The organism is Streptomyces spororaveus (genome assembly GCF_016755875.1).
GTDB lineage: Bacteria > Actinomycetota > Actinomycetes > Streptomycetales > Streptomycetaceae > Streptomyces > Streptomyces spororaveus.
On the sequence record NZ_BNED01000005.1, the window covers coordinates 7,687,512 to 7,705,825 of the forward strand.

The 18,314-nt window shown below is 73.4% G+C and carries 18 protein-coding genes and 1 pseudogene; 8 read left to right on the forward strand and 11 right to left on the reverse strand.

Annotated elements, in window-relative coordinates; all coding sequences use genetic code 11:
* Positions 1-23 precede the first annotated feature (23 nt).
* Positions 24-656 (forward strand): hypothetical protein, encoded by a 633-nt coding sequence (locus Sspor_RS37080; RefSeq protein ID WP_202203024.1) that lies wholly within the window; start codon positions 24-26, stop codon positions 654-656.
* Between the two features lie 104 nt (positions 657-760).
* Positions 761-1,699, forward strand: a complete 939-nt coding sequence (locus tag Sspor_RS37085; protein ID WP_202203025.1) for a class I SAM-dependent methyltransferase — start codon at positions 761-763, stop codon at positions 1,697-1,699.
* Between the two features lie 92 nt (positions 1,700-1,791).
* Here Sspor_RS37085 and Sspor_RS37090 read toward each other — a convergent pair whose 3' ends face one another.
* Both Sspor_RS37090 and Sspor_RS37095 read right to left on the reverse strand, forming a co-directional pair.
* Entirely contained in the window at positions 1,792-3,270 is a 1,479-nt protein-coding gene (locus tag Sspor_RS37090; RefSeq protein ID WP_202203026.1) for a DEAD/DEAH box helicase, read from the reverse strand.
* Positions 3,271-3,381: 111 nt separating this feature from the next.
* Positions 3,382-3,876 (reverse strand): MarR family winged helix-turn-helix transcriptional regulator, encoded by a 495-nt coding sequence (locus Sspor_RS37095; RefSeq protein ID WP_202203027.1) that lies wholly within the window; start codon positions 3,874-3,876, stop codon positions 3,382-3,384.
* A gap of 107 nt (positions 3,877-3,983) precedes the next feature.
* Between Sspor_RS37095 and Sspor_RS37100 the strand changes: the two genes are divergently transcribed.
* Positions 3,984-4,358 (forward strand): HGxxPAAW family protein, encoded by a 375-nt coding sequence (locus tag Sspor_RS37100; protein ID WP_202203028.1) that lies wholly within the window; start codon positions 3,984-3,986, stop codon positions 4,356-4,358.
* Between the two features lie 191 nt (positions 4,359-4,549).
* The gene (locus Sspor_RS37105) at positions 4,550-4,756 is read left to right on the forward strand and encodes a cold-shock protein (RefSeq protein ID WP_202203029.1); all 207 of its coding nucleotides are present in this window, start codon (positions 4,550-4,552) and stop codon (positions 4,754-4,756) included.
* A 116-nt stretch (positions 4,757-4,872) separates the two neighbouring features.
* Here Sspor_RS37105 and Sspor_RS37110 read toward each other — a convergent pair whose 3' ends face one another.
* Positions 4,873-5,472, reverse strand: coding sequence for a TetR/AcrR family transcriptional regulator (locus tag Sspor_RS37110; RefSeq protein ID WP_202203030.1), 600 nt, complete (start codon positions 5,470-5,472; stop codon positions 4,873-4,875).
* The gene (locus tag Sspor_RS37115; protein ID WP_202203031.1) at positions 5,469-5,822 is read right to left on the reverse strand and encodes a DUF1304 domain-containing protein; all 354 of its coding nucleotides are present in this window, start codon (positions 5,820-5,822) and stop codon (positions 5,469-5,471) included. Before Sspor_RS37115 ends, Sspor_RS37110 begins: the two co-directional genes overlap by 4 nt.
* 223 nt (positions 5,823-6,045) lie before the next feature.
* Here Sspor_RS37115 and Sspor_RS37120 point away from each other — a divergent pair, with 223 nt between their 5' ends.
* Positions 6,046-6,630: a hypothetical protein gene (locus Sspor_RS37120; RefSeq protein WP_202203032.1), complete on the forward strand. Its 585-nt coding sequence runs from the start codon at positions 6,046-6,048 to the stop codon at positions 6,628-6,630.
* Positions 6,631-6,633: 3 nt separating this feature from the next.
* Here the strand turns inward: Sspor_RS37120 and Sspor_RS37125 are convergent.
* Positions 6,634-6,971: pseudogene (locus Sspor_RS37125) on the reverse strand (thioredoxin family protein).
* A 117-nt stretch (positions 6,972-7,088) separates the two neighbouring features.
* On the opposite strand from Sspor_RS37125, the gene Sspor_RS37130 reads away from it, so the two are divergent.
* Positions 7,089-7,358, forward strand: a complete 270-nt coding sequence (locus Sspor_RS37130) for a hypothetical protein (RefSeq protein WP_161289346.1) — start codon at positions 7,089-7,091, stop codon at positions 7,356-7,358.
* 42 nt (positions 7,359-7,400) lie between these two features.
* On the opposite strand, the gene Sspor_RS37135 is transcribed toward Sspor_RS37130, so the two are convergent.
* The 3 genes from Sspor_RS37135 to Sspor_RS37145 are packed head-to-tail and all read right to left on the reverse strand — an operon-like array spanning position 7,401 to position 12,338.
* Complete coding sequence (locus Sspor_RS37135) at positions 7,401-11,066, reverse strand: CHAT domain-containing protein (RefSeq protein WP_202203033.1); 3,666 nt, start codon at positions 11,064-11,066, stop codon at positions 7,401-7,403.
* Positions 11,060-12,064, reverse strand: coding sequence for a hypothetical protein (locus Sspor_RS37140; protein ID WP_202203034.1), 1,005 nt, complete (start codon positions 12,062-12,064; stop codon positions 11,060-11,062). Before Sspor_RS37140 ends, Sspor_RS37135 begins: the two co-directional genes overlap by 7 nt.
* On the reverse strand, positions 12,054-12,338 hold the full coding sequence (locus Sspor_RS37145; RefSeq protein ID WP_202203035.1) for a hypothetical protein: 285 nt from the start codon (positions 12,336-12,338) through the stop codon (positions 12,054-12,056). Before Sspor_RS37145 ends, Sspor_RS37140 begins: the two co-directional genes overlap by 11 nt.
* A 221-nt stretch (positions 12,339-12,559) precedes the next feature.
* Between Sspor_RS37145 and Sspor_RS37150 the strand changes: the two genes are divergently transcribed.
* Entirely contained in the window at positions 12,560-12,916 is a 357-nt protein-coding gene (locus Sspor_RS37150; protein ID WP_202203036.1) for a YciI family protein, read from the forward strand.
* Positions 12,917-12,984: 68 nt separating this feature from the next.
* A complete protein-coding gene (locus Sspor_RS37155) occupies positions 12,985-14,205 on the forward strand; it encodes an RNA polymerase sigma factor (RefSeq protein ID WP_202204082.1) in 1,221 nt (406 codons plus the stop codon).
* A 126-nt stretch (positions 14,206-14,331) separates the two neighbouring features.
* Here the strand turns inward: Sspor_RS37155 and Sspor_RS37160 are convergent, their stop codons facing one another.
* From Sspor_RS37160 to Sspor_RS37170, 3 genes are all read right to left on the reverse strand, one after another.
* Entirely contained in the window at positions 14,332-15,810 is a 1,479-nt protein-coding gene (locus Sspor_RS37160; protein ID WP_202203037.1) for a condensation domain-containing protein, read from the reverse strand.
* Positions 15,811-16,007: 197 nt separating this feature from the next.
* Positions 16,008-17,351, reverse strand: a complete 1,344-nt coding sequence (locus Sspor_RS37165) for a variant leucine-rich repeat-containing protein (RefSeq protein ID WP_202203038.1) — start codon at positions 17,349-17,351, stop codon at positions 16,008-16,010.
* On the reverse strand, positions 17,348-18,271 hold the full coding sequence (locus Sspor_RS37170; protein ID WP_202203039.1) for a LysR family transcriptional regulator: 924 nt from the start codon (positions 18,269-18,271) through the stop codon (positions 17,348-17,350). The genes Sspor_RS37165 and Sspor_RS37170 overlap by 4 nt, the downstream gene beginning before the upstream one ends.
* Between the last annotated feature and the right edge of the window lie 43 nt (positions 18,272-18,314).

The following is an 18,314-nucleotide window of genomic DNA, read 5'->3' on the forward strand; positions in this document are numbered from 1 at the left end:
GATGCCCATGGCATCGTTGGCACGTGACTGCGCCCAGCCCTGCCCGGCAGCTCGCCGACCACGTCCGCGAGGTCCTCGGCGAAGGGCCGTTCGCCCCGCCGGGCGGTTGGTCGCACATGGGCGCCGTCATCTGCGACGTGAGCTTCCAGGCGCGCACCCGGTACGTGTCGACGCTGCTGCCGCGCCTGCTCCGGCTGCGGGAGGAATGGCCCGATGCCGCGACGGTCAGCGGCTTCCAGGCCCGGCTCGCCGCCCATGACCTCGCCGCCACCCTGGACTTCCGCAGTCCCGGGAAGGTCGCCAAGGCCCACGACATCACCGACCTGCTGGTCGCCGAGCGGGTCGACACGCGGGAGGACCTGCACGGCTGGCTCGGCCGGCCGGCCGGTCGCGCCGCCCTGCGCGCGGTGAAGGGCGTGGGGCCGAAGAGCGTGGACTACCTCGGCAACCTGGTCGGCCGGTCCCAGGTCGCGGTGGACGTGCACCTGCGCGCTTTCGCCGCGGACGCGGGTGTCCCGAACCTCGGCTACGAGCCCCTGCGCGCCGCCTACGAGGAGGCCGCCGCCCTCCTCGGCCACGATCCGGGTGCCCTGGAGCACGCGGTCTGGGGTTCGCGGGCATCACACGGGGCCGGTAGGACAGGAATCACAGGCTGATCTCGTTTACATCTCGTCACACGTCCTTCCAGGGCTTAAGGTGCCGTTACCCGGCCGGGTATCAGCGTGAAAACCGATGCCACTCCGCTGGAGGATGACTCTCCGTGTCGCACGTTTCACAAGCTTCCGTCGTCACCACCCCCGACGGTGAGCAGGCCCCGCCCGTCCCTACCACGTACGGCGAGGTCAAAGGCTGGTTCTCGGCGTACGACCAGGTGCTCTTCGACTGGTTCCTGACACGCCAGGACAGCGGCGAGGCGCAGCCCGGCGACCTGCTGGAGCTCGGCGCCTTCATGGGGAAGAGCGCGATCTTCCTGGGCCGGTACCTCCGGCCCGGTGAGAGGTTCACCGTCTGCGACCTCTTCGACTCGCCCGCGACGGACGACTTCAACGTCGCGGAGAACCGCACGTCCTACCCCACGCTCACGCGGCGCGGCTTCGAGACCAACTACCTGGCCTTCCACGAGGCCCTGCCGACGCTGATACAGGCCCCCACCTCGGTCGTGGCCGACGAGGTCAAGCCGGCGAGCTGCCGCTTCGTGCACGTCGACGCCTCGCACCTCTACGAACACGTCGCCACGGACATCGCGTCCTCGCGCCTCGTCGCGGCCCCGGATGCCGTGGTCGTCTTCGACGACTACCGGTCCGAGCACTGCCCCGGTGTCGCGGCCGCCGTGTGGAGCGCGGTGATCACCGGCGACCTGCACCCCATCTGCGTCTCGGGTTCGAAGCTCTACGCGACCTGGGGCGACCCGGAGCCCCACCAGACGGCGCTGCTCGCGTGGCTGGAGGGGCGCAGCGACCTCTGGCACGGCGTGGACGTGATCGACGGCCGTCCCATGGTGCGCATCGGGGACCAGGGCGTGGTCGCGCCGGAGCCGCCGCAGCCGCTGCACCCCGCGCCGCCGGCGGAACCGGCGCCGGCCCCCGCTCCCGTCGCCGCGCGCCGGCCCGGCGTCCGCTGGCGCAAGCTGGCCAAGGACCTGCTCCCGCCCGTGGTCACCCGCGCGATCGTGGCACGTAACCGCCGCCGCAGGGGCTGACGCCGTAGGGCCGGCGCCGAAACGACGGACGCCGAAAAAGGCGCACGCCACCCCGGACCGGATCCGGTCCGGGGCGGCGGGACGGACGCGGGTCAGACGCCCCGGCGCACCCGGGCCGCGCGGCGGGCCTCCGCCTGCTGGCGGGCCTCGATCGTCTTGCGGGACTCCTTGCCGCGGCCCGGGCGGGTACCGATGCCGCGGAAGGCCAGGTCCGAGCCGGAGGGCTTGCCCTTGGCGTCGGTCGGCGCGGAGCCCGCCAGCGGGACCCCGGAGGGGGCCTTGGCGCCGGTGATGCGGGTCAGTGCCGCCTCGCCGGACCGCACCTGCGTGATCGTCGGCCGGATCCGGGCGTCGGAGAGCAGGCGGACCATGTCCCGGCGCTGGTTCGGGGTGACGAGGGTGACGACCCGGCCGGACTCGCCGGCCCGGGCGGTGCGGCCGCCCCGGTGCAGGTAGTCCTTGTGGTCGGCGGGCGGGTCGACGTTGACCACGAGGTCGAGGTCGTCGATGTGGATGCCGCGCGCCGCGACGTTCGTCGCGACCAGGACCGTGACGGCCCCGCTCTTGAACTGGGCCAGCGTCCGGGTGCGCTGCGGCTGAGACTTGCCGCTGTGCAGGCCCTCCGCCCGCACGCCCATGGCCCGCAGGTGCTTCACGAACTGGTCGACCCCGTGCTTGGTGTCGAGGAACATCAGCACGCGGTTGTCCCGGGCGGCGATCTCCGTCGCCGCCGAGACCTTGTCGGCCGCGTGGATGTGCAGCACGTGGTGGTCCATCGTGGACACCGCGCCCGCCTGCGGGTCGACGGAGTGCGAGACCGGGTCCTTCAGGTACTTCCGGACGAGCTGGTCGACATTGCGGTCCAGGGTCGCCGAGAACAGCATCCGCTGTCCCGCGTGGTGCACCTGGTCCAGGATCTCGGTGACCTGCGGCATGAAGCCCATGTCGCACATCTGGTCGGCCTCGTCGAGCACGGTGATCTTCACCCGCTCCAGGTGCACGTCCCGCCGCCCCACCAGGTCGCTGAGCCGCCCGGGGGTGGCCACCACGACCTCGGCGCCGGTGCGCAGCGAGCTCACCTGGCGGCCGATGGACAGGCCGCCGACCACGGTGGCCATCCGCAGCTTCAAGGCCGCGGCGTACGGCTCCAGCGCCTCGGTGACCTGCTGCGCCAGCTCGCGCGTCGGTACGAGGACCAGTGCCAGCGGGCGCTTCGGGTCGGCCTGCTGTCCCGCCGTACGGGCCAGCAGGGCCAGGCCGAAGGCGAGGGTCTTGCCCGAGCCGGTCCGGCCGCGGCCGAGGACGTCCCGGCCGGCCAGCGCGTTCGGGAGCGTCGCGGCCTGGATCGGGAACGGCTCCGTCACGGCCAGCGAGGCCATGGTCTCCACCAGCTCAAGGGGCAGGTCGAGCTCGGCGAAGGACTTCACCGGCGCCAGTGCCGGCTCCTTCGGCGCGTGCATCGTGAACTCACCCTGCGGGCCGAGGGTGCGGGCGGCCTTGGCGGGGGTCCGGGGACCGGCCTTGGCACCGCCCTTCACACCGAAGCGCCCATGAGCTGACGGGTTCCTCATGCAGGACCTTTCGAAACAGTGAGTAAGAGGGGAGGGAAGAAGAAGATGGTCAACCGCCCATGGTACCAGCGGCGGTCAGGGGGTGTCCGGCCATGATCCGCCGGACACCCCTTAAGCCTCCCCGGCGGTCAGTTCCCCGGACCGCACCTGCGCGCAGTGCGCACGGATCTCGACCGCGGCGCGGCCGAACCAGTCGGCGATCACGGCGATCTCGTCGGGGGTGTAGTCGGCGAAGAGAACGGCCAGCCGGTCGTACATCGGCTGGTACACGGCGACGACGCGCGCGGCGGCCGTGGGGTCGGCCACCACCCGCACCCGGCGCCGGTCGGCCGGGTCGGGCACGCGCCGCGCGTATCCGGCGCGCTCCAGGCGGTTGAGCACCCCGGTGACGGCTCCGGTGGTGAGGTCCAGCAGTCCGGCGAGGTCACCGGCGGCGAGCGGGGTGTCGCCGGCGCCCAGGATGTGCCCCAGGCAGGTCAGGTCGGTGACGTTGAGCCCGAGCAGCTGCGCCACCTCCTGCTGGCCGACGATCCCCAGGGCGACGTACTGGTCCATGCGCGCGATCGCCTCGCCGGCCGTGGCCGGGGGGCGGGTCTTGCCCTGCACCCAGATACTCCTTAGGATCTAAGTTACTTAGTGAGTGAGATGCTTATTTCGCGAAATAAGCTTCCCCGCTTCCGAGCGTACTGCTGTAGGTCCGACCTGGGAGAATCATGAGCGCGCACGGTCACGTCGACCTCGGCCACACGGTGGCCGGCTGGACCGGAACCACCCTGGCCCTGCTGGGCTTCGCCGGAGCGGGCGGCTCCGTCTGCCTGGCCTGGATCCCCGGGATCTGGATCGGCCTCGGTGTCGTCGCCGTGGCCGGGATCGTCACCTGGCTGCTGCACCTCGCCGGCTGGGGCAAGCCGAGCGGCCCCCGGCCGGAGGCCGACTGGGACTGGCGCATCCGGGACACCCGCGCCCACACGGGACACGCCGACTGCCTGGGCTGCCGCGTCAGCGGGCCGCGGCGAGCCCTCGCGGCGGCCGCTGGGCCCCGGCCCCGGTCCGCCGCGTCCTTGCCCGCGGCGGACAGCGCCGGGTGAGAGGCGCTCCCCGTGGCGCATCCCGGGCGCCGAACCGCCCCTCCCTCTTTTCACCGACAAGGCGGCCAGAAGTTCGAACGTGCGCCGTGCCCCGGTTGGCCGCGTCCGGCGTGTGCTCCGCGGGGCCGTTGGGCAGGATCGAGACGGCCGCGTGTGCGGCCCGCAGTGGAACGTTGTGAAGGATCAGCCAGATGGCAACAGGCATCGTGAAGTGGTTCAACTCGGAGAAGGGGTTCGGCTTCATCCAGCAGGACAACGGCGGCCCCGACGTGTTCGTGCACTTCTCCGCGATCGAGACCACGGGGTTCAAGTCGCTGGAGGAGAACGCTCGCGTCGAGTACGACGTCACCCAGGGTCCCAAGGGTCCGCAGGCTGAGCGGGTGGTTCCGCTCAGGTAGTCCACTTCACGAGCCGTGCCCGTGACGCGAAGCCCCGCCGGTGCGCCCGGCGGGGCTTCGCGCGTCCCGGTCCGCCGCCGCGGCGCCGCGGTCGTGCGGGAGTCCGGGCGGTCCCGCTATCGCGTCCGGTCCGCCTTCGGTCCGCCGCCCGGTCCGATCGCGCCGTGGAGGGCCCAGAGCAGCCGCCACAGGTGGTCGGCCAGTGCCCGGGGCTCCGCCCGGATGTCCTCGTGCAGCCAGTCCGCGAGGACGCCGGTGAACGCGGCCGCGACCGCCGACGCGACCAGCTCGGGCTGCGGGGCGCCGACCGCTTCCCGTTCCGCCCGGGCCCGGGCGGAGAGCTCCCGGTGGAGGCGCCTGCCGAGCGGGCCGCCGCCGCCCTGGAGGAGCAGGGTCCGGTAGAGCGGCGCCCGGTCGGCCGCCTGTACCAGGAAGGCGGCCAGCGCGGCCGGGGGCTCGGCCGGGGGGACTGCCGACGGGCCGGTCTGCCAGGCGTGCAGGGCGTCGACCGCCGCGTGCACCACGTCCGCGCACGCGTCCACGGCCAGCGCGGTGAGGTCCTCGTAGTGCAGGTAGAAGGTGGCGCGGCCGACGCCGGCCCGGCGGACCACCGCCGAGACGCTGACCTCGGCGAGCGGCCGGTCGGCGCACTCGGCCAGCAGGCTCTCGCGCAGCCGCCCCTTCGTCCGCGCCGTACGCGGATCCTCCGGGCTCACGCGGCGAGCAGCGCCGCGCCGAGGGCGAGGGCGCCGGGCAGCGCCTGGGCCACGAGGATCCGGCGGTTGGCGGTCGCGGCTCCGTAGATTCCGGCGACGACCACGCAGACGAGGAAGAAGACCTGGGTGGCGAGCGAGTCGATGACGAGCGACCAGACCAGCCCGGCGGCGAGGAAGCCGTTGTAGAGGCCCTGGTTGGCCGCGAGCGGCGCGGTGAGGCGGGCGGTGTCCGCGTCGAAGCCGGACAGCGCGCGGCCCGGGGGCCGCTGCCACAGGAACATCTCCAGAACCATGAAGTACACGTGCAGCGCGGCCACGAGGCCGATCAGGATCTGAGCGACCGTGTGCATGGCCGCCTCCACTTCTCGGGGTCGGTGTCGGTGTGCGGGAGCGGATTACCGGTCGGTATTTCCTGGACAACTGTACAGGAAGTCCGCTCCGGGCCGGTGTGCGTGCGACGGCCCACCGGCGGGGCGTCCGCACGAGCGGTACGACAACGGGTTCCGGGGGCTGCCGGGCACCGAGCGCGGTGTGTGAGACTCCCTCTGAAGATCACTCGGGGGGAGTTCCGCGTTGAACGCGCTGTTGAAGAGGGTGTGGATCGGGCTGGCCGCGACCTTGATCGTGAGCCTGGCCGCCGTGGTCATGCCGGACCAGGTCCAGATAGACGACAACGGGCGCGTCCACCTGGGCGCGCCCGCGTCCCCGCCGTCCCCGTCCACGGCGGGGCCCACACCGGAGCCCACGTCACCGCCCCTCACCCGGGACGCCGTGGACGAGGCGATCGCGACCGCGGTCGGCGCGGCGGGCCTCGACCCGGCGCAGGGCCGCCCGACCGTCGCGATCGGCGCCAACTCGTCGAACAGGACGTACTGGACGGCCGTCCGCGAGAAGAGCGCCGCACAGTCGGAGATGAACGCGGTCTGCGCGGACCTGGAGCGACAGGGCTGGACGCCGAACCCGAACGGCGACCGCCCGGACGTCCCCCGCAGCTACAAGCGCGGGGGCTGGTTCCTGCTGGTGAGCACGCGCGGGAAGACCCAGGCGCCGTCCACCGCCTCCGCCTTGACCGACTCGCAGACCTACCTGACCCTGACCGGGCTCCAGCTGAACCTTGCCGACATCCCCCTCCCCGAGATCACCGTCCGCATCGGCTGACCCTCAGAGGTGGGCGTCGAGGAACGCTCGGAACTCCTCGCGCGTCATCGGCCCGCCTGGCTCGCGACCGCCTCCCCGTCCTTGATGAGTACGGCGGTCGGCGCCCCGGTCACCCCGTAGCGCCTGGTCGGCTCCGGGCAGCGGGTCATGTCCGTGCGGACGGCGGTGAACCGCGTCCCGTACTCCTCGGCCAGCTCCCCGACCACGGCGTCCATCGCGCGGCAGGCCTCGACGGCCTTGGGCCAGGTGCCGCAGAAGTACGCGAGAACGGGCCCGGTCGTCATCGAGAGGATGAAGTCGAACTCCTCGTTCTCCAGTGGCTGGTGCACCCGACGTGCCATGCGTGTCGCTCCTCGCTCGTGCGCCTCCCCGGATCGGGAGGGCGGCCCCCATCATCGCCGCCGCACCGGCCGGCGGCCGCCGGGTCCGTTGTCAGTGGTGGCTGTGAAGCTGAGCGTATGGACGACAGGATGCTTCGGCGGCGGGTCTACGGCGCCGACCACGAGGACCCCGACCCCGGGCCGCGACCCGGACACACCTACGGTGAGCTGGTCGGCGGGCCGCTCGACGGGCTCCTCCTGGACGTCACCGGCTGGAGTGCGCCGCAGCTCGCCGAAGAGGCCAGGCTCCCCACGGAGATAGGGCGCTACGGAGCGGGCGGCCGCGCCCACTACCGCCGCCGCGCGGGGGACCCGGGCCACTGGGACTGGACGGGCGACAGCCGCTGACCCGCCGCCGACCGGGGCCAGGGCCGGGCGTGCGGTGCCGGTTCAGCCGCCCAGGTGGACGAAGGCGGCCCAGAAACGGGCGTCCGCGTAGCACGGGAGCTCCGGCGGCCGGCCGTCCAGGTGGGCCACGGCTGCGCGCAGGCGCGAGCGCGCCGGTTCCTCCGGTACGTCGTCGATCAGACCGGCGCACCACCGGGACAGCTCCGCGGCCGTGGAGTCCCGCAGCCACAGCTGAGCCCTGCGCAGGGCCCGCCCGGCGTCCACGGCGCCGCCGCCGGGCGGGCCGGAGTCCAGTTCACGGTAGAACCGGGTCGCGACGAGCATGGTCGCCAGGTCGTTCACGTTCCACAGGGAGGCGATCACCTCCCGCGCGCCGGCCTGGAGCAGCCCCGAGGCCAGGCCGATGGCCTCGTCCGGCAGGAAGGCGTCCGTGGTCGCGGTCCGGCAGGCCGACGCGAACACCAGCCGCACGCCGCGGAAGGCGCGGCCGGACATGATCGCGCGGAGCGTCATACGGGTGCCCGCGGCCAGGACGAAGGCAGATTCCAGCGGGCTCGCCGTGTCGAAGGAGCCGTGGCACGCCAGGTGGACGTGCGTGGCCCCGGGGACGTCCTCCCGGACGAACACGGGAGCGGTGGCCGCCGCCCCGTACCGCACGGTCCGCCGGCACCAGGGGAACAGCGCGCCGACGGCGCCGGCCTCCGCCGACGCGTAGTGCAGATCGTCCGTGGGGTCGCCGACGGCCGCCAGGACGGCGGGACCCGGCCGGGCCGCCGGCCTGCGGGCGAGCACGGCCGCCGAGGGCGCGTAGGACACCGTGAACTCGTCGAGCAGGCAGCGGCCGTCATGGAGGAAGGCGTGCAGCGGCCGGCCCGCCAGCGCACCGCACGCGACCAGGGTCACCGCGCCGACACCGAGCTCGCGCAGCCACGCCGCCAGCGCCGCGGTGAGCCTGGCGTACACGGGCGGGCTGTGATCCGGGCCCGCCGGCAGGTCCCGCAGGTCCACAGCCCGGCTGTCGACGTCCAGGCCGCCCTCCCCGTCGCGCCGGACGAGCAGCAGGCGCACGAACCCGGCGGCCCCGTACACGTAGACCAGGGGACGGTGCGGCGGCGCCGCGGCGGACAGCTCGCCGATGCCCGGTGGGCGCAGCGCCTCGGCCGCCGCGGTGAGCCGTGCCAGCGCAGCGGCCTGTTCCCGGCGGGCCTTGGAGATCGAGCGGACCAGGGACAGATGCAGCCGTTCCACGTCGGCCGCGCCGAAACCGGCACCGGGCATCGACCGTTCGACACCTGCGAGGGCCGTCAGCCGGTCGCATGCCGCACGGTAGGCGTCGAAGGCCACGCGGTCGCCGTCGCGTGCGCTGCGCAGCACGTCCTGGTCCTGCTGGAGGCTCTCGCCCAGCTCCCGGGCCCGCGTCCGCTCCAGGAGCAGGACGGCGTCCAGGGTGCGGCCCGCCCGGACCATCGCGGTGACGATCTCCAGCACGTCGCGCGCGGCAGCCTGCTGCTCCATGTGCCGGCTCTGCCTGAGCAGGGCTTCCTGGTAGAGGCTCTCGTGCAGTTCCGCGGCCCGCGCACCCGCCTCCGCCGCGGCCGGCCAGTCCCCCCGGTCGCCGAGGTGGCGCAAGTAGATCATGTACGCCTTGAACGCTTCGTTCCGGTGTCCGCGCCCGACGAGGCCCCGGATCATCCTCCGGTGGACGGCGAGGTCCTCCGGAGGTTCCAGCTGGGCCAGGTTGAGTTGGACGCTGGTCCAGTCCCGGGGGTGGTTCTCGAACGTCAGCACCCGCAGGGCGGCGCGGAAGTGATCGGCTGCGGCCAGGAGTTGCTCCGGCGTTCCGGTCTGCGTGCGCATCACCCCGAGGAAGGACTGGGTGATCGCCCACTGCCAGGGGGCGGCCTCCTCGGTGAACACCTGGAGCGCGGAGGTCAGATGGGTGATCGCGCGCTCCAGGTCCGGCCGGGCCCGCACCTCGCTGTCACCGAAGGCGACCCCGAGATTGAACTCGGCGGTGGCCCAGCTCTGCGGGTTGTCCTCCAGGGTGAACACGGACTGCGCGGCCATGAACGCCTGGATCGCCATCCGCTGCGTGGCCTCGACGTCCCGGCCGCGCATCATGCTGTAGACCACGCCGAGCGAGCTCTGGGACATGGCCCAGTCGACGGGCATCTCGTCCTTGGGCTGGGCCGCGAGCGACGCACGGAAAAGCTCGATCGCCCGCCACAGGTTCGCCTCCCGGCCCTCGCTGAGCCGGTCCCGGTACAGCCGCGCGAGGTTGTGGTGGACGTCCCCGCGCCGAACGGCCTCCGTGGCGGGGTCGAGCAGGTCGAGAGCCTCGTGGGCCGCGCGAATGGCCTCCTCGGAATTGTGTTCCGGGTCCCCCGTGGTCCGCAGGGGCAGCAGCCTGACGACCGTGTTGAGCAGGTTCGCCCGCAGCGCGGGCTCCGCGTCCGCCGGCATGGAGTCGAGCGCGCCGCGGCACAGGGCGATCGCCCGCTCGATGCCGTCGCGCCTGCCGCTGATGTCGGCTTCGTCCAGCAGGGCCTGGGCGAGGGCGCAGACGACGGCCGGATACCGGGGATGATCCGGAGTCACCTCCGACGCGCACTGCTCGAAGATGGCCAGGGCCTCGGCCGCGTTGGCCGCGGCGTCGCCCTTCAGGCGCCGGTCGTAGGCGATGCCCAGATTTACCTTCAGCTCCAGGGTGACACCGAGCCCGTCCGTCTCGGGCAGGCCCAGAACGGTCCGCAGGGCCGTGATGGCCTCCTCGGTGTCGATCTTCCCGTTGGTGCGCGGCGAGAGGACCTCCTCGGCCAGCAGCACGTTCAGGAGGATCCAGCCGGTCCCGGTGGTCTCGTACGTGTTGGTGGCGAGTGCCTCGCGGATCCGGGCGAGGCGCGCGCCGTGGTCGGGGAGGTCCCGCAGGCCGTCCGAGAACTCTTCGATGTCCATCCGCCCGGGAGGGCCCGGCGCGCGCTCCGCGGGCGCGTTCTCCTCGGCCCAGCTGTGCAGATTCCTCAGACCGGCCAGCAGCACGGAGGCGGCGTGCCGCTCCTCGCCCTCGGGGAGCCGGCGCTCCGCGTCCGCGGTCAGCTCCATCGCGCGGACCACCAGGGCCCGATGGGCCGCGGGACTCCCTTCGTACGTCGAGGCGAGCTGCGAGGCGAGGCACAGCTGGTACGAGGGAAGGTCGGGGTCGGTCGGGTCCGTCAGCAGTCGCTCCAGTGCGGCCCGGCGCAGGCCGCGCAGCGGATCGGTCAACTCGCCGGCGTGCGCGTCGATCCGGCCGCAGATCGTGCGGCACATCCCACGGGCGGACGTGCCCGGCACGGGTTCGTCCACGAGGGCCCACAGGGTCTGCATCGCCGTGAGCAGGTCGTCGGGTTCACCGGTGAGCGCGTACCGCTGATCGCGCGCGTGGAAGAGGTTGAAGGACGCCAGGGCCCGCTGGGCCCGTGGCACGGAAGGCAGCCGCAGGGCGTTCTCCAGGCAGGCCAGCGCGCTCGCCAGGTCTTCGAGGCGGCCGTCCCGCTGGTGTCGCTGCAGTCGGCAGGTGCCGAGCGCGGCCAGCGCCGACCAGCGCTCGGGCACCGGCAGCGAAGCGAAGCCGGGATGCGTCAGGACGGCCTCCCAGGCCTCGGCGTGCACGTCCGGGTCGGAGTCCGGCGGCAGGCTCATGGCATGGTCGAAGAGCTCGCTCAGCACGGTGGGGGACCTCCGGAAGGGGCGCCGGGCGGTGTGCCGGGCGCAGCGCCGGGCGCGGGCGGATCGGTGAAGAGGAGCTCGGGTCGGCGGGATCCGGCGGAGAGGTACGTGGTGAGCCGCCGCCCCGCCCGGTACTCCGCGAGCGGATGCTCCGGGAGGGGAAGGCGCAGGGCCCCGTAGAGCTGTTGCCGGTACAGGTCGAAGCAGGATTCGACGACGTCCCCGTGCAGGCGTGCGGCGGACAGCAGGAAGCCGTGGTAGGCCGTGGCGGCGAGGACCAGGGACAGCGGGACCGCCCACAGGGTCCACACCGACCACACGCAGCTCAGGACCGCGCAGGCCCACACCTGCGCGGTGAGGTGCACCGACCGGCGGGAGGCGACGACCTCGTTCCTGGTGGCGTCCGGGAGGAGCAGCCACAGCCGGGGCCAGCAGACGACCGGGTCCAGCCCGTAGTGGGCGCGGATCCGGTCCTCCGAGGCCCGCAGGACGTTGCCGAACCGCGTGGGCATCCGGCGCCGGGGATCGAAGGGGACCGACCGCACGCGCCGGGCGAGGCTGCCGCGCTCCGCGAGTGACTCGGCGTCGAGCGAGTCGGCGGGGCGGGCGGCGAGCGGACGCAGGGCCGCGATGTCGGCGTCGGCGCGGCGGCCGAGCCGCTCGCGCAGCCGGCGCCGCGGGCCCGGGAGGACCCAGTACCCCTCCAGGCCGCGGACGAGCGGATGGACGAAGAACTGCAGCAGCAGCCCGGAGAACGTCAGCAGCAGCAACACCCCCACCACCGCGGCCGCTTGCAGGAGGGCCGGCAGCTCGGTCAGCCCCGCCGTCCACTGCTTCGCCGCACCCGCCCAGCCGAGACGCTGCACCGTGGGCCATCCCACGCCGCGCAGCCAGGCGCCGAGCCCGGCCAGCCAGAACAGACAGGCCGGCGAGAACAGCGCGGCCAGCCAGCGCTCGGAGAGCTTCCCGCCCAGTCCCTTCCAGAAGTCATTCAGCACCGGGCTGCCATCCCGCCGGCCGGTACGTCAGCCCGCTCCCGTCGTTCGGGCAGCGCTCGGGCAGGGGGGTGGGGTCCTGGACGTCGAGCACGGGATACGCGTAGTCGCACCGTGCGCACACCACCCGGTCGAAATCGGCGAAGGCGTCCCCGCCCAGCCCCATGTACGAACGCCCGTCGCCCCGCTCCCCGTCGCCCGTGCCGTTCTCGCCGGTCGCCGCCGCGACCGGCTGCCGCCGCCCCCCGGCCGCGTCGGTCTCGTGTTCCCGTGCCAACAGAACCGTGCCCCCGTTCCGTGCCCTGCCCCACCCGGTTCTGGTCCAGCACACCGCCGAACGGGGCCGCTGTCCAGAGGGCCGGACGGGGGACCCGGTGGCGGCCCGGGAAAATTCCCCGAAGAATTTTCCCGGAGCTGTCGATCCGGGCGTCTCCCGTTCGACGCAGGGGTGAGAGGCGGGGACAGCCCCCGCCCTCCCGACCCGACCGAGGAGTCACCATGCCGCGCTTCCTGACGATGATCCGCATCGACGAGCAGGACCTGCCCAGCGACGAGTTCCCGCCCGAGTTCGAGCAGCGCATGGGCGCGCTGCTGGAGGAGATCACCAAGGCCGGGGTCATGCTCGACACCGCCGGGCTGCTCCCCACCTCCGAAGGGACCCGCCTCAGCTGGTCCGGCGGGAAGATCAGCTACACCGACGGCCCCTTCACCGAGACCAAGGAGGTCGTGGGCGGCTACTCCCTCACCCAGTGCAAGGACAAGGCCGAGGCCATCGAGTGGACCCGGCGGTTCCTTGAGATCCACCCGGTGGAGTGGAAGGTGAGCGCCGAGGTCCGCGAGATCCAGGAGATGTGATCCCGGCCCGCCCGCGCCGCGTTTGCCCTGCCTCGTCACGGCTGCTCTGATGGGTGGCCGTGACGGCAGTGAGTGCGGCCCAGGCGGTCGAAGCGGTGTTCAGGATCGAGTCCGCGCGGATCATCGCCTGTGCCGCCCGCGTCGTGCGGGACGTCGGCATCGCCGAGGAGATCGCCCAGGACGCCCTCGTCGCGGCGCTGGAGCAGTGGCCGCAGGAAGGGGTCCCGGCCCGGCCGGGCGCCTGGCTCATGACCACCGCCAGGCACCGCGCGATCGATCTCGTCCGCCGCAAGGAGACCTACGCGCGCAAGCTCGCGGAGGTCGGCCGGAGCTTGGAGGACGTGCCACCGCCCGCCGAGCCGGCCGACCCCGAGGACATCGACGACGACCTGCTGCGCCTGATCTTCACCTCCTGCCACCCCGTCCTCGCCACCGAGGCCCGCATCGCGCTCACCCTGCGCCTGATGGGAGGGCTGACCACCCAGGAGATCGCCCGCGCCTTCCTCACCTCCGAGGCCACCGTCGCCCAGCGCATCGTCCGGGCGAAGCGGTCCCTGGCGAAGGCGGGGGTCCCCTTCGAGGTCCCGTACGGCGCCGACCGCGACGCACGGCTCGCCTCGGTCCTGGAGGTGATCTACCTCGTCTTCAACGAGGGGTACTCGGCCACCGCCGGGGACGACCTCGTCCGCCCCGCCCTGTGCGAGGACGCCCTGCGCCTGGCCCGCGTCCTGGCCGCCCTGGTGCCCGGGGAGCCCGAGGCGCACGGCCTGGCCGCGCTGCTGGAGTTCCAGGCCTCCCGGATCGCCACCCGCACCGGCCCCGACGGGGAACCGGTGCTGCTCGCCGACCAGAACCGGTCCCGGTGGAACCGCATGCTCATCCACCGGGGCGCCCGGGAGCTGGGCCGGGCGGGGAACGGCCCGTACTCCGTCCAGGCCGCGATCGCCGGCTGCCACGCGGCGGCGGTCCGGTACGAGGACACGGACTGGCCGAGGATCGCCGCGCTCTACGGGCGCCTCGTCCGGCTGGTCCCGTCGCCGGTGGTCGAGCTCAACCGGGCGGTGGCCGTCTCGATGGCCGAGGGCCCGGAAGCGGCCCTGCCGCTGGTCGACGCCCTGGCCGCGGAACCGGCCCTGCGCGCCTACCACTTGCTGCCGAGCGTACGGGGAGACCTGCTGGAGCGGCTGGGCCGGACCGAGGAGGCCCGCGCGGAGTTCGAACGGGCGGCCTCCCTCACGCGCAACGCGCGGGAACGCACCCTGCTGCTGGGACGCGCGGCCCGCCTCTGAGAGGCGCGACGGTCCGAGGACGGCCACGGATCCGCCCCCCTCGCCGACCCGCGTCCTGGCCCGGATCCTCCTCGGCCTCCCGACCCGCGCGGGCCCGCTCGTCCTCCTCGGCCACCGGGCTGTGGCTCAGCCGAGGCGGGCGAAGCCGGCGACGTCCAGCGGGGTCCCTACGGGCCGCCGCGGCGCGGTCAGCGCGACGGGCCTGCGGAATCCGCCGGACCGGGTGATCTCCTGCACGGTGAGGCGCAGTGCCTCCTGGAAGTCGCCCATGGTCCGGCGGGCCGCCGGGGTGTCGACGTAGAGGGAGTTCATGTGCAGCCCCTCCGTGTCCCGCTGGAACCACGAACAGGCCCCGTTGGCGCGCGCCGACCACACGTGGGTGGTGGGCCGCCACTCGTCGTGGCGCTCGGCTCCGGGGCACTTGCGCATGTCGATGTACGAGAAGAAGTTCACCGGATACGGCCAGGAACGGGCCGCGAACTCCTCGGGTGCCAGCAACTCCCAGGCCCGCACGAACGGCACGTCGAGATGGCTCATCATCTCGCTGAAGCCGGCCCGGACGGAGGACATGACCTGGGCGAAGTCCCGGCCGGGCGAGGCGTCGAACTCGATGGGCAGGGTGTTGACGAACCAGCCCACCGAATGCGCCCAGGTCTCCCGGCCACGCTCGCTGACCGGCATCAGGCCGCGGTAGACGCCCGGGCCGCCGGCCTCGCGCAGACAGACCGCGACCGAGGCGAGCACCCCCATGAACGGCTTGCCGTCGGCCGCCAGACACGTCTTCTCGAACACCTCGGCCTCGGCGGCGTCCAGGAGGGTGGAGGCCTCGTTGACGATCGGGTACATCCGGCCCGGCTCGACCCCCAGGTCGAGGGGGAAGCGCGGGAAGAACTCACCGGCCTGCCCCATGAACGCCTTCCAGTAGTGCAGGCGTTCGTCGCGGGCGTCGATGGACAGGTAGCGGCGGCGCTGTTCCTCGGCGAAGTCGAGGTAGCTGGGGGCGGGCGGCAGTTCGACGTCCTCGCCGCGGCACAGGGCCTCGTAGCCCATCGACACCTCGCGGGCCACGATCGGCATCGACATGCCGTCGCAGACGATGTGGTCGAAGGCGAGGTAGACCGTCGCGGAGTCCTCGCGCACCACCGCACCCATGACGAACAGCGGCCAGGAGAGGGTGTCGATGCTCCGCTTGAACCGCTCGACGAGGAATCCGCGCAGCAGGTCGGAGGTCTCGAACGCGCCCACCTGCCGGGGCTCGAGGGACAGTCCGGCGGGGTCGAACGGCTCACAGGCCACCTCGCCCGCCAGACGGCGGAACGCGCACCGCAGGACCTCGTGCCGCTGCACGAAGGAGAGCAGGGACTGCGCCAGGGCCTGCTCGTCCAGCGGACCGGCCACCTCGAAGGTCACCGCGACCCAGGACGCGACCGGGTCGTCGGCGGCCCTGCTCTCCTCGGCGACGGTGAAGTGCTTGTCCTGGTTGAACGATGCCTTCCTGCCCACCGGGTCACCCGTGTCGGCGGCCTCCGCCGCCGTGGACCCGAGCCGCCACTCCACCACACGGCCGGGTGCCATGTGGTGCATCTCCAGAGGAAACTGCCGCATTCCGTCATCCCTTCGCCCCCGAGTCAACCCCCAGGCCCTAACGACCTCCGGCCCGGGGAGGTGACGAATTCGCTCGGGCCGGGCCGGGGTGGGGGTGTCGGCGGGCGTTCACGGGGAGTTCAGGCGGACGGCGTCAGAGGCACGGCCCCTGTTCGGTGTGCAGGGCCGAAGCGATCGTCATCCCGGCCGACGGACGGTCAGGGCACCAGCTCCACCATCACGGCACGCGGCAGCGAGGGGTTGCCCGCCGCTTCCTCCGCCACCCATCGGTCCTCGTCGGCGAGCAGCCCGGTGATGGCCTCGGGCGGCAGCGCCGGGTGGGCGGCGGCCAGCGGCCGGGACGTCCGGTCCGCCAGGCAGGCGAGCAGGGCCGGGCCGGTCGCGTGGGGGTGCTTGGCGACCTCCTTCAGCGCCCTCCGTACCCCCGGCCGATGCTGCGTCAGGTGCTCCAGCAGGGCACCGGACGCGTCCGGGTTGGCGGCCACCGCGGCGAGGACCTGCACCCCGTGCCGCGCGACCATGGCGCGCAGCAGCTCCTCGGACAGGCCCGGGTGCGCAGCGACGGCCCTGACCACGGACGCGGCCGGATCGACCGCCAGCGCGTCACGCAGATGCGCGGGCAGGTCGCGCCGCTGCGCCACGAGCATCCGTACGGCCGCGTGGCGGGACCCGGCCAGCTCGGTGAGTTCGGCGGGGGTGGCGGCGGCGACCCGGGGCAGCGGGTTCCAGGCGGCCCGGTCGCCGACGACCAGCTCGGTCAGCAGATCGAGCGGCGCGCGCGGATGCTCCGCGACGGCGCGCCGTACCTCGATCTCCGGATCGGCGGCCAGGACGCGGATCAGCTCCTGGCCGATCCCGGGGTTGCGCGCGTACGCGGCCCGGACCCCGTCATTCGGGTCGGCGGCCAGTCGGGCGTAGAGCGCCTGTGGCAGATCGGTGCGCTCGGACAGCGCCCATTGCAGGGGAAGTTCGGGGTCCTCGGCCAGGGCGAGGACGGCTTCGAGCGGGGTGGTGGGATTGAACGCCACCGCGATGCGGACCCGGGGGTCCGGGTGGCGGGCGAGGCGGGCGGTGACGGGTGAATCCGTCCAGCGGGCCACTTCCTCCACCACCTCCACATCCGGGTCGGCGGCGAGCAGGTCCACGACGTCGGACGGCAGGCCGGGGCAGGAGGCCAGCTTCCAGCGGATCCCGGAGTCCGGGTGCGCCGCGAGGAGGCGGGGCCATTCGGGGTGCCCGCGGCCCTCGTCGATCAGGGCGACGGCCGCGTACGGCCAGGACATGGGATCCACGTCGGCGGCGGTGAGCGTCCCCCTGTAGGCGAGGGGCACCGCGGTGCTCCTCGCGTACGCGGCGAGCGCCAGCACCTGGTCGCGGCGCAGACCGGTGCGGCCGGTCAGATCGTGGAGCAGCTCGTCGGCGTAGTCCCGTTCGGTGTCGGGCCCGGTGCCCGCCTCCTCCAGCGCGCGCGTCAGCAGTCGGTCGACCAGTTCGGGCGGCAGCGCCGGATTGGCGGCCAGTCCGCAGAGGAGGTGGTTCAAGGGCGCTCTCCGGCCGGTGTGCGGGGCGAGGCGGCTGCAGCGGTCAGAGCGGCGGCCAACGCCCGGGTGTGGGGGTGCGGGCGTCGCCGCCGGGGGAGGACCAGCCCGATGTGCCGCGCGGGACGCGGGGGTTCGATGCGGACCGCGGTCGACTCCCCGGTCGGGGAGAGCGAGACGTGCGGGACCAGGGAGACCCCGACCCCTGCCGCGACCAGGGTCTGCGCGAAGAAGTAGTCGGTGGTGGAGGCCGCCACCCGGAGGTCGAATCCGGCGAGCTCCGCGTACCGGCGCAGGAAGGCCTCCGTCCTGAGGCAGCCCAGCACCCAGCGGTCGGCCCCCAGTTCGGCCAGGTCCACCGAGGGCCGGTCCGCGAGGCGGTGGCCGGGCGGCAGCACCAGCCACAGCGGATCCTCCATCAGCGGAACCCAGTCGAGCCCCGGGCGCTCACCCGGGCGCACCGGCGGCGGTCCGTCGAAGCGGTAGGCCAGTGCGAGATCGGCCGCGCCGGCGCGCACCATCGCCGCCGCGCCGTCCGGCTCGCTCTCCAGCACCGTCAGTTCCACCTCCGGATGCGCCTCCACGAACCCGGTCAGCGCCGCCGGCAGCAGGTGCCGGCCCCCGCTGGTGAAGGTGGCGACGGTGAGGCGCGGCCGCTCCGCCGTGAGCCGGTCGATGGCGTGGCGGACCTGGTCCAGTTCGGCGGATATGGACTCGGCCGCCTCGACCAGCAGCCGTCCGGGTTCGGTGAGGGTGACCCCGCGCGTGCTGCGCACCGCGACCGGGTGGCCGACCGCGCGCTCCAGGGCCGCGATGTGCTGCGAGACGGCCGACGGTGTCAACAGCAGGGCACCCGCGGCCCGGTTGAAGCTGCCGTGCTCGGCCACCGCCCGGAGGACGCGCAGCCGGTGCACATCGATCATCAGTTTTCCTTACGATCCGTTCAGCGGCTGGTCGGTTCCGCTG

What these genes read in the sequence shown, in the direction of transcription:
- Sspor_RS37090 (WP_202203026.1), bottom strand. Translation starts at nt 3,270, where the DNA reads ATGAGGAACCCGTCAGCTCATGGGCGCTTCGGTGTGAAGGGCGGTGCC.
- Sspor_RS37100 (WP_202203028.1), top strand. Translation starts at nt 3,984, where the DNA reads ATGAGCGCGCACGGTCACGTCGACCTCGGCCACACGGTGGCCGGCTGG.
- Sspor_RS37105 (WP_202203029.1), top strand. Translation starts at nt 4,550, where the DNA reads ATGGCAACAGGCATCGTGAAGTGGTTCAACTCGGAGAAGGGGTTCGGC.
- Sspor_RS37115 (WP_202203031.1), bottom strand. Translation starts at nt 5,822, where the DNA reads ATGCACACGGTCGCTCAGATCCTGATCGGCCTCGTGGCCGCGCTGCAC.
- Sspor_RS37130 (WP_161289346.1), top strand. Translation starts at nt 7,089, where the DNA reads ATGGACGACAGGATGCTTCGGCGGCGGGTCTACGGCGCCGACCACGAG.
- Sspor_RS37150 (WP_202203036.1), top strand. Translation starts at nt 12,560, where the DNA reads ATGCCGCGCTTCCTGACGATGATCCGCATCGACGAGCAGGACCTGCCC.
- Sspor_RS37160 (WP_202203037.1), bottom strand. Translation starts at nt 15,810, where the DNA reads ATGCGGCAGTTTCCTCTGGAGATGCACCACATGGCACCCGGCCGTGTG.
- Sspor_RS37170 (WP_202203039.1), bottom strand. Translation starts at nt 18,271, where the DNA reads ATGATCGATGTGCACCGGCTGCGCGTCCTCCGGGCGGTGGCCGAGCAC.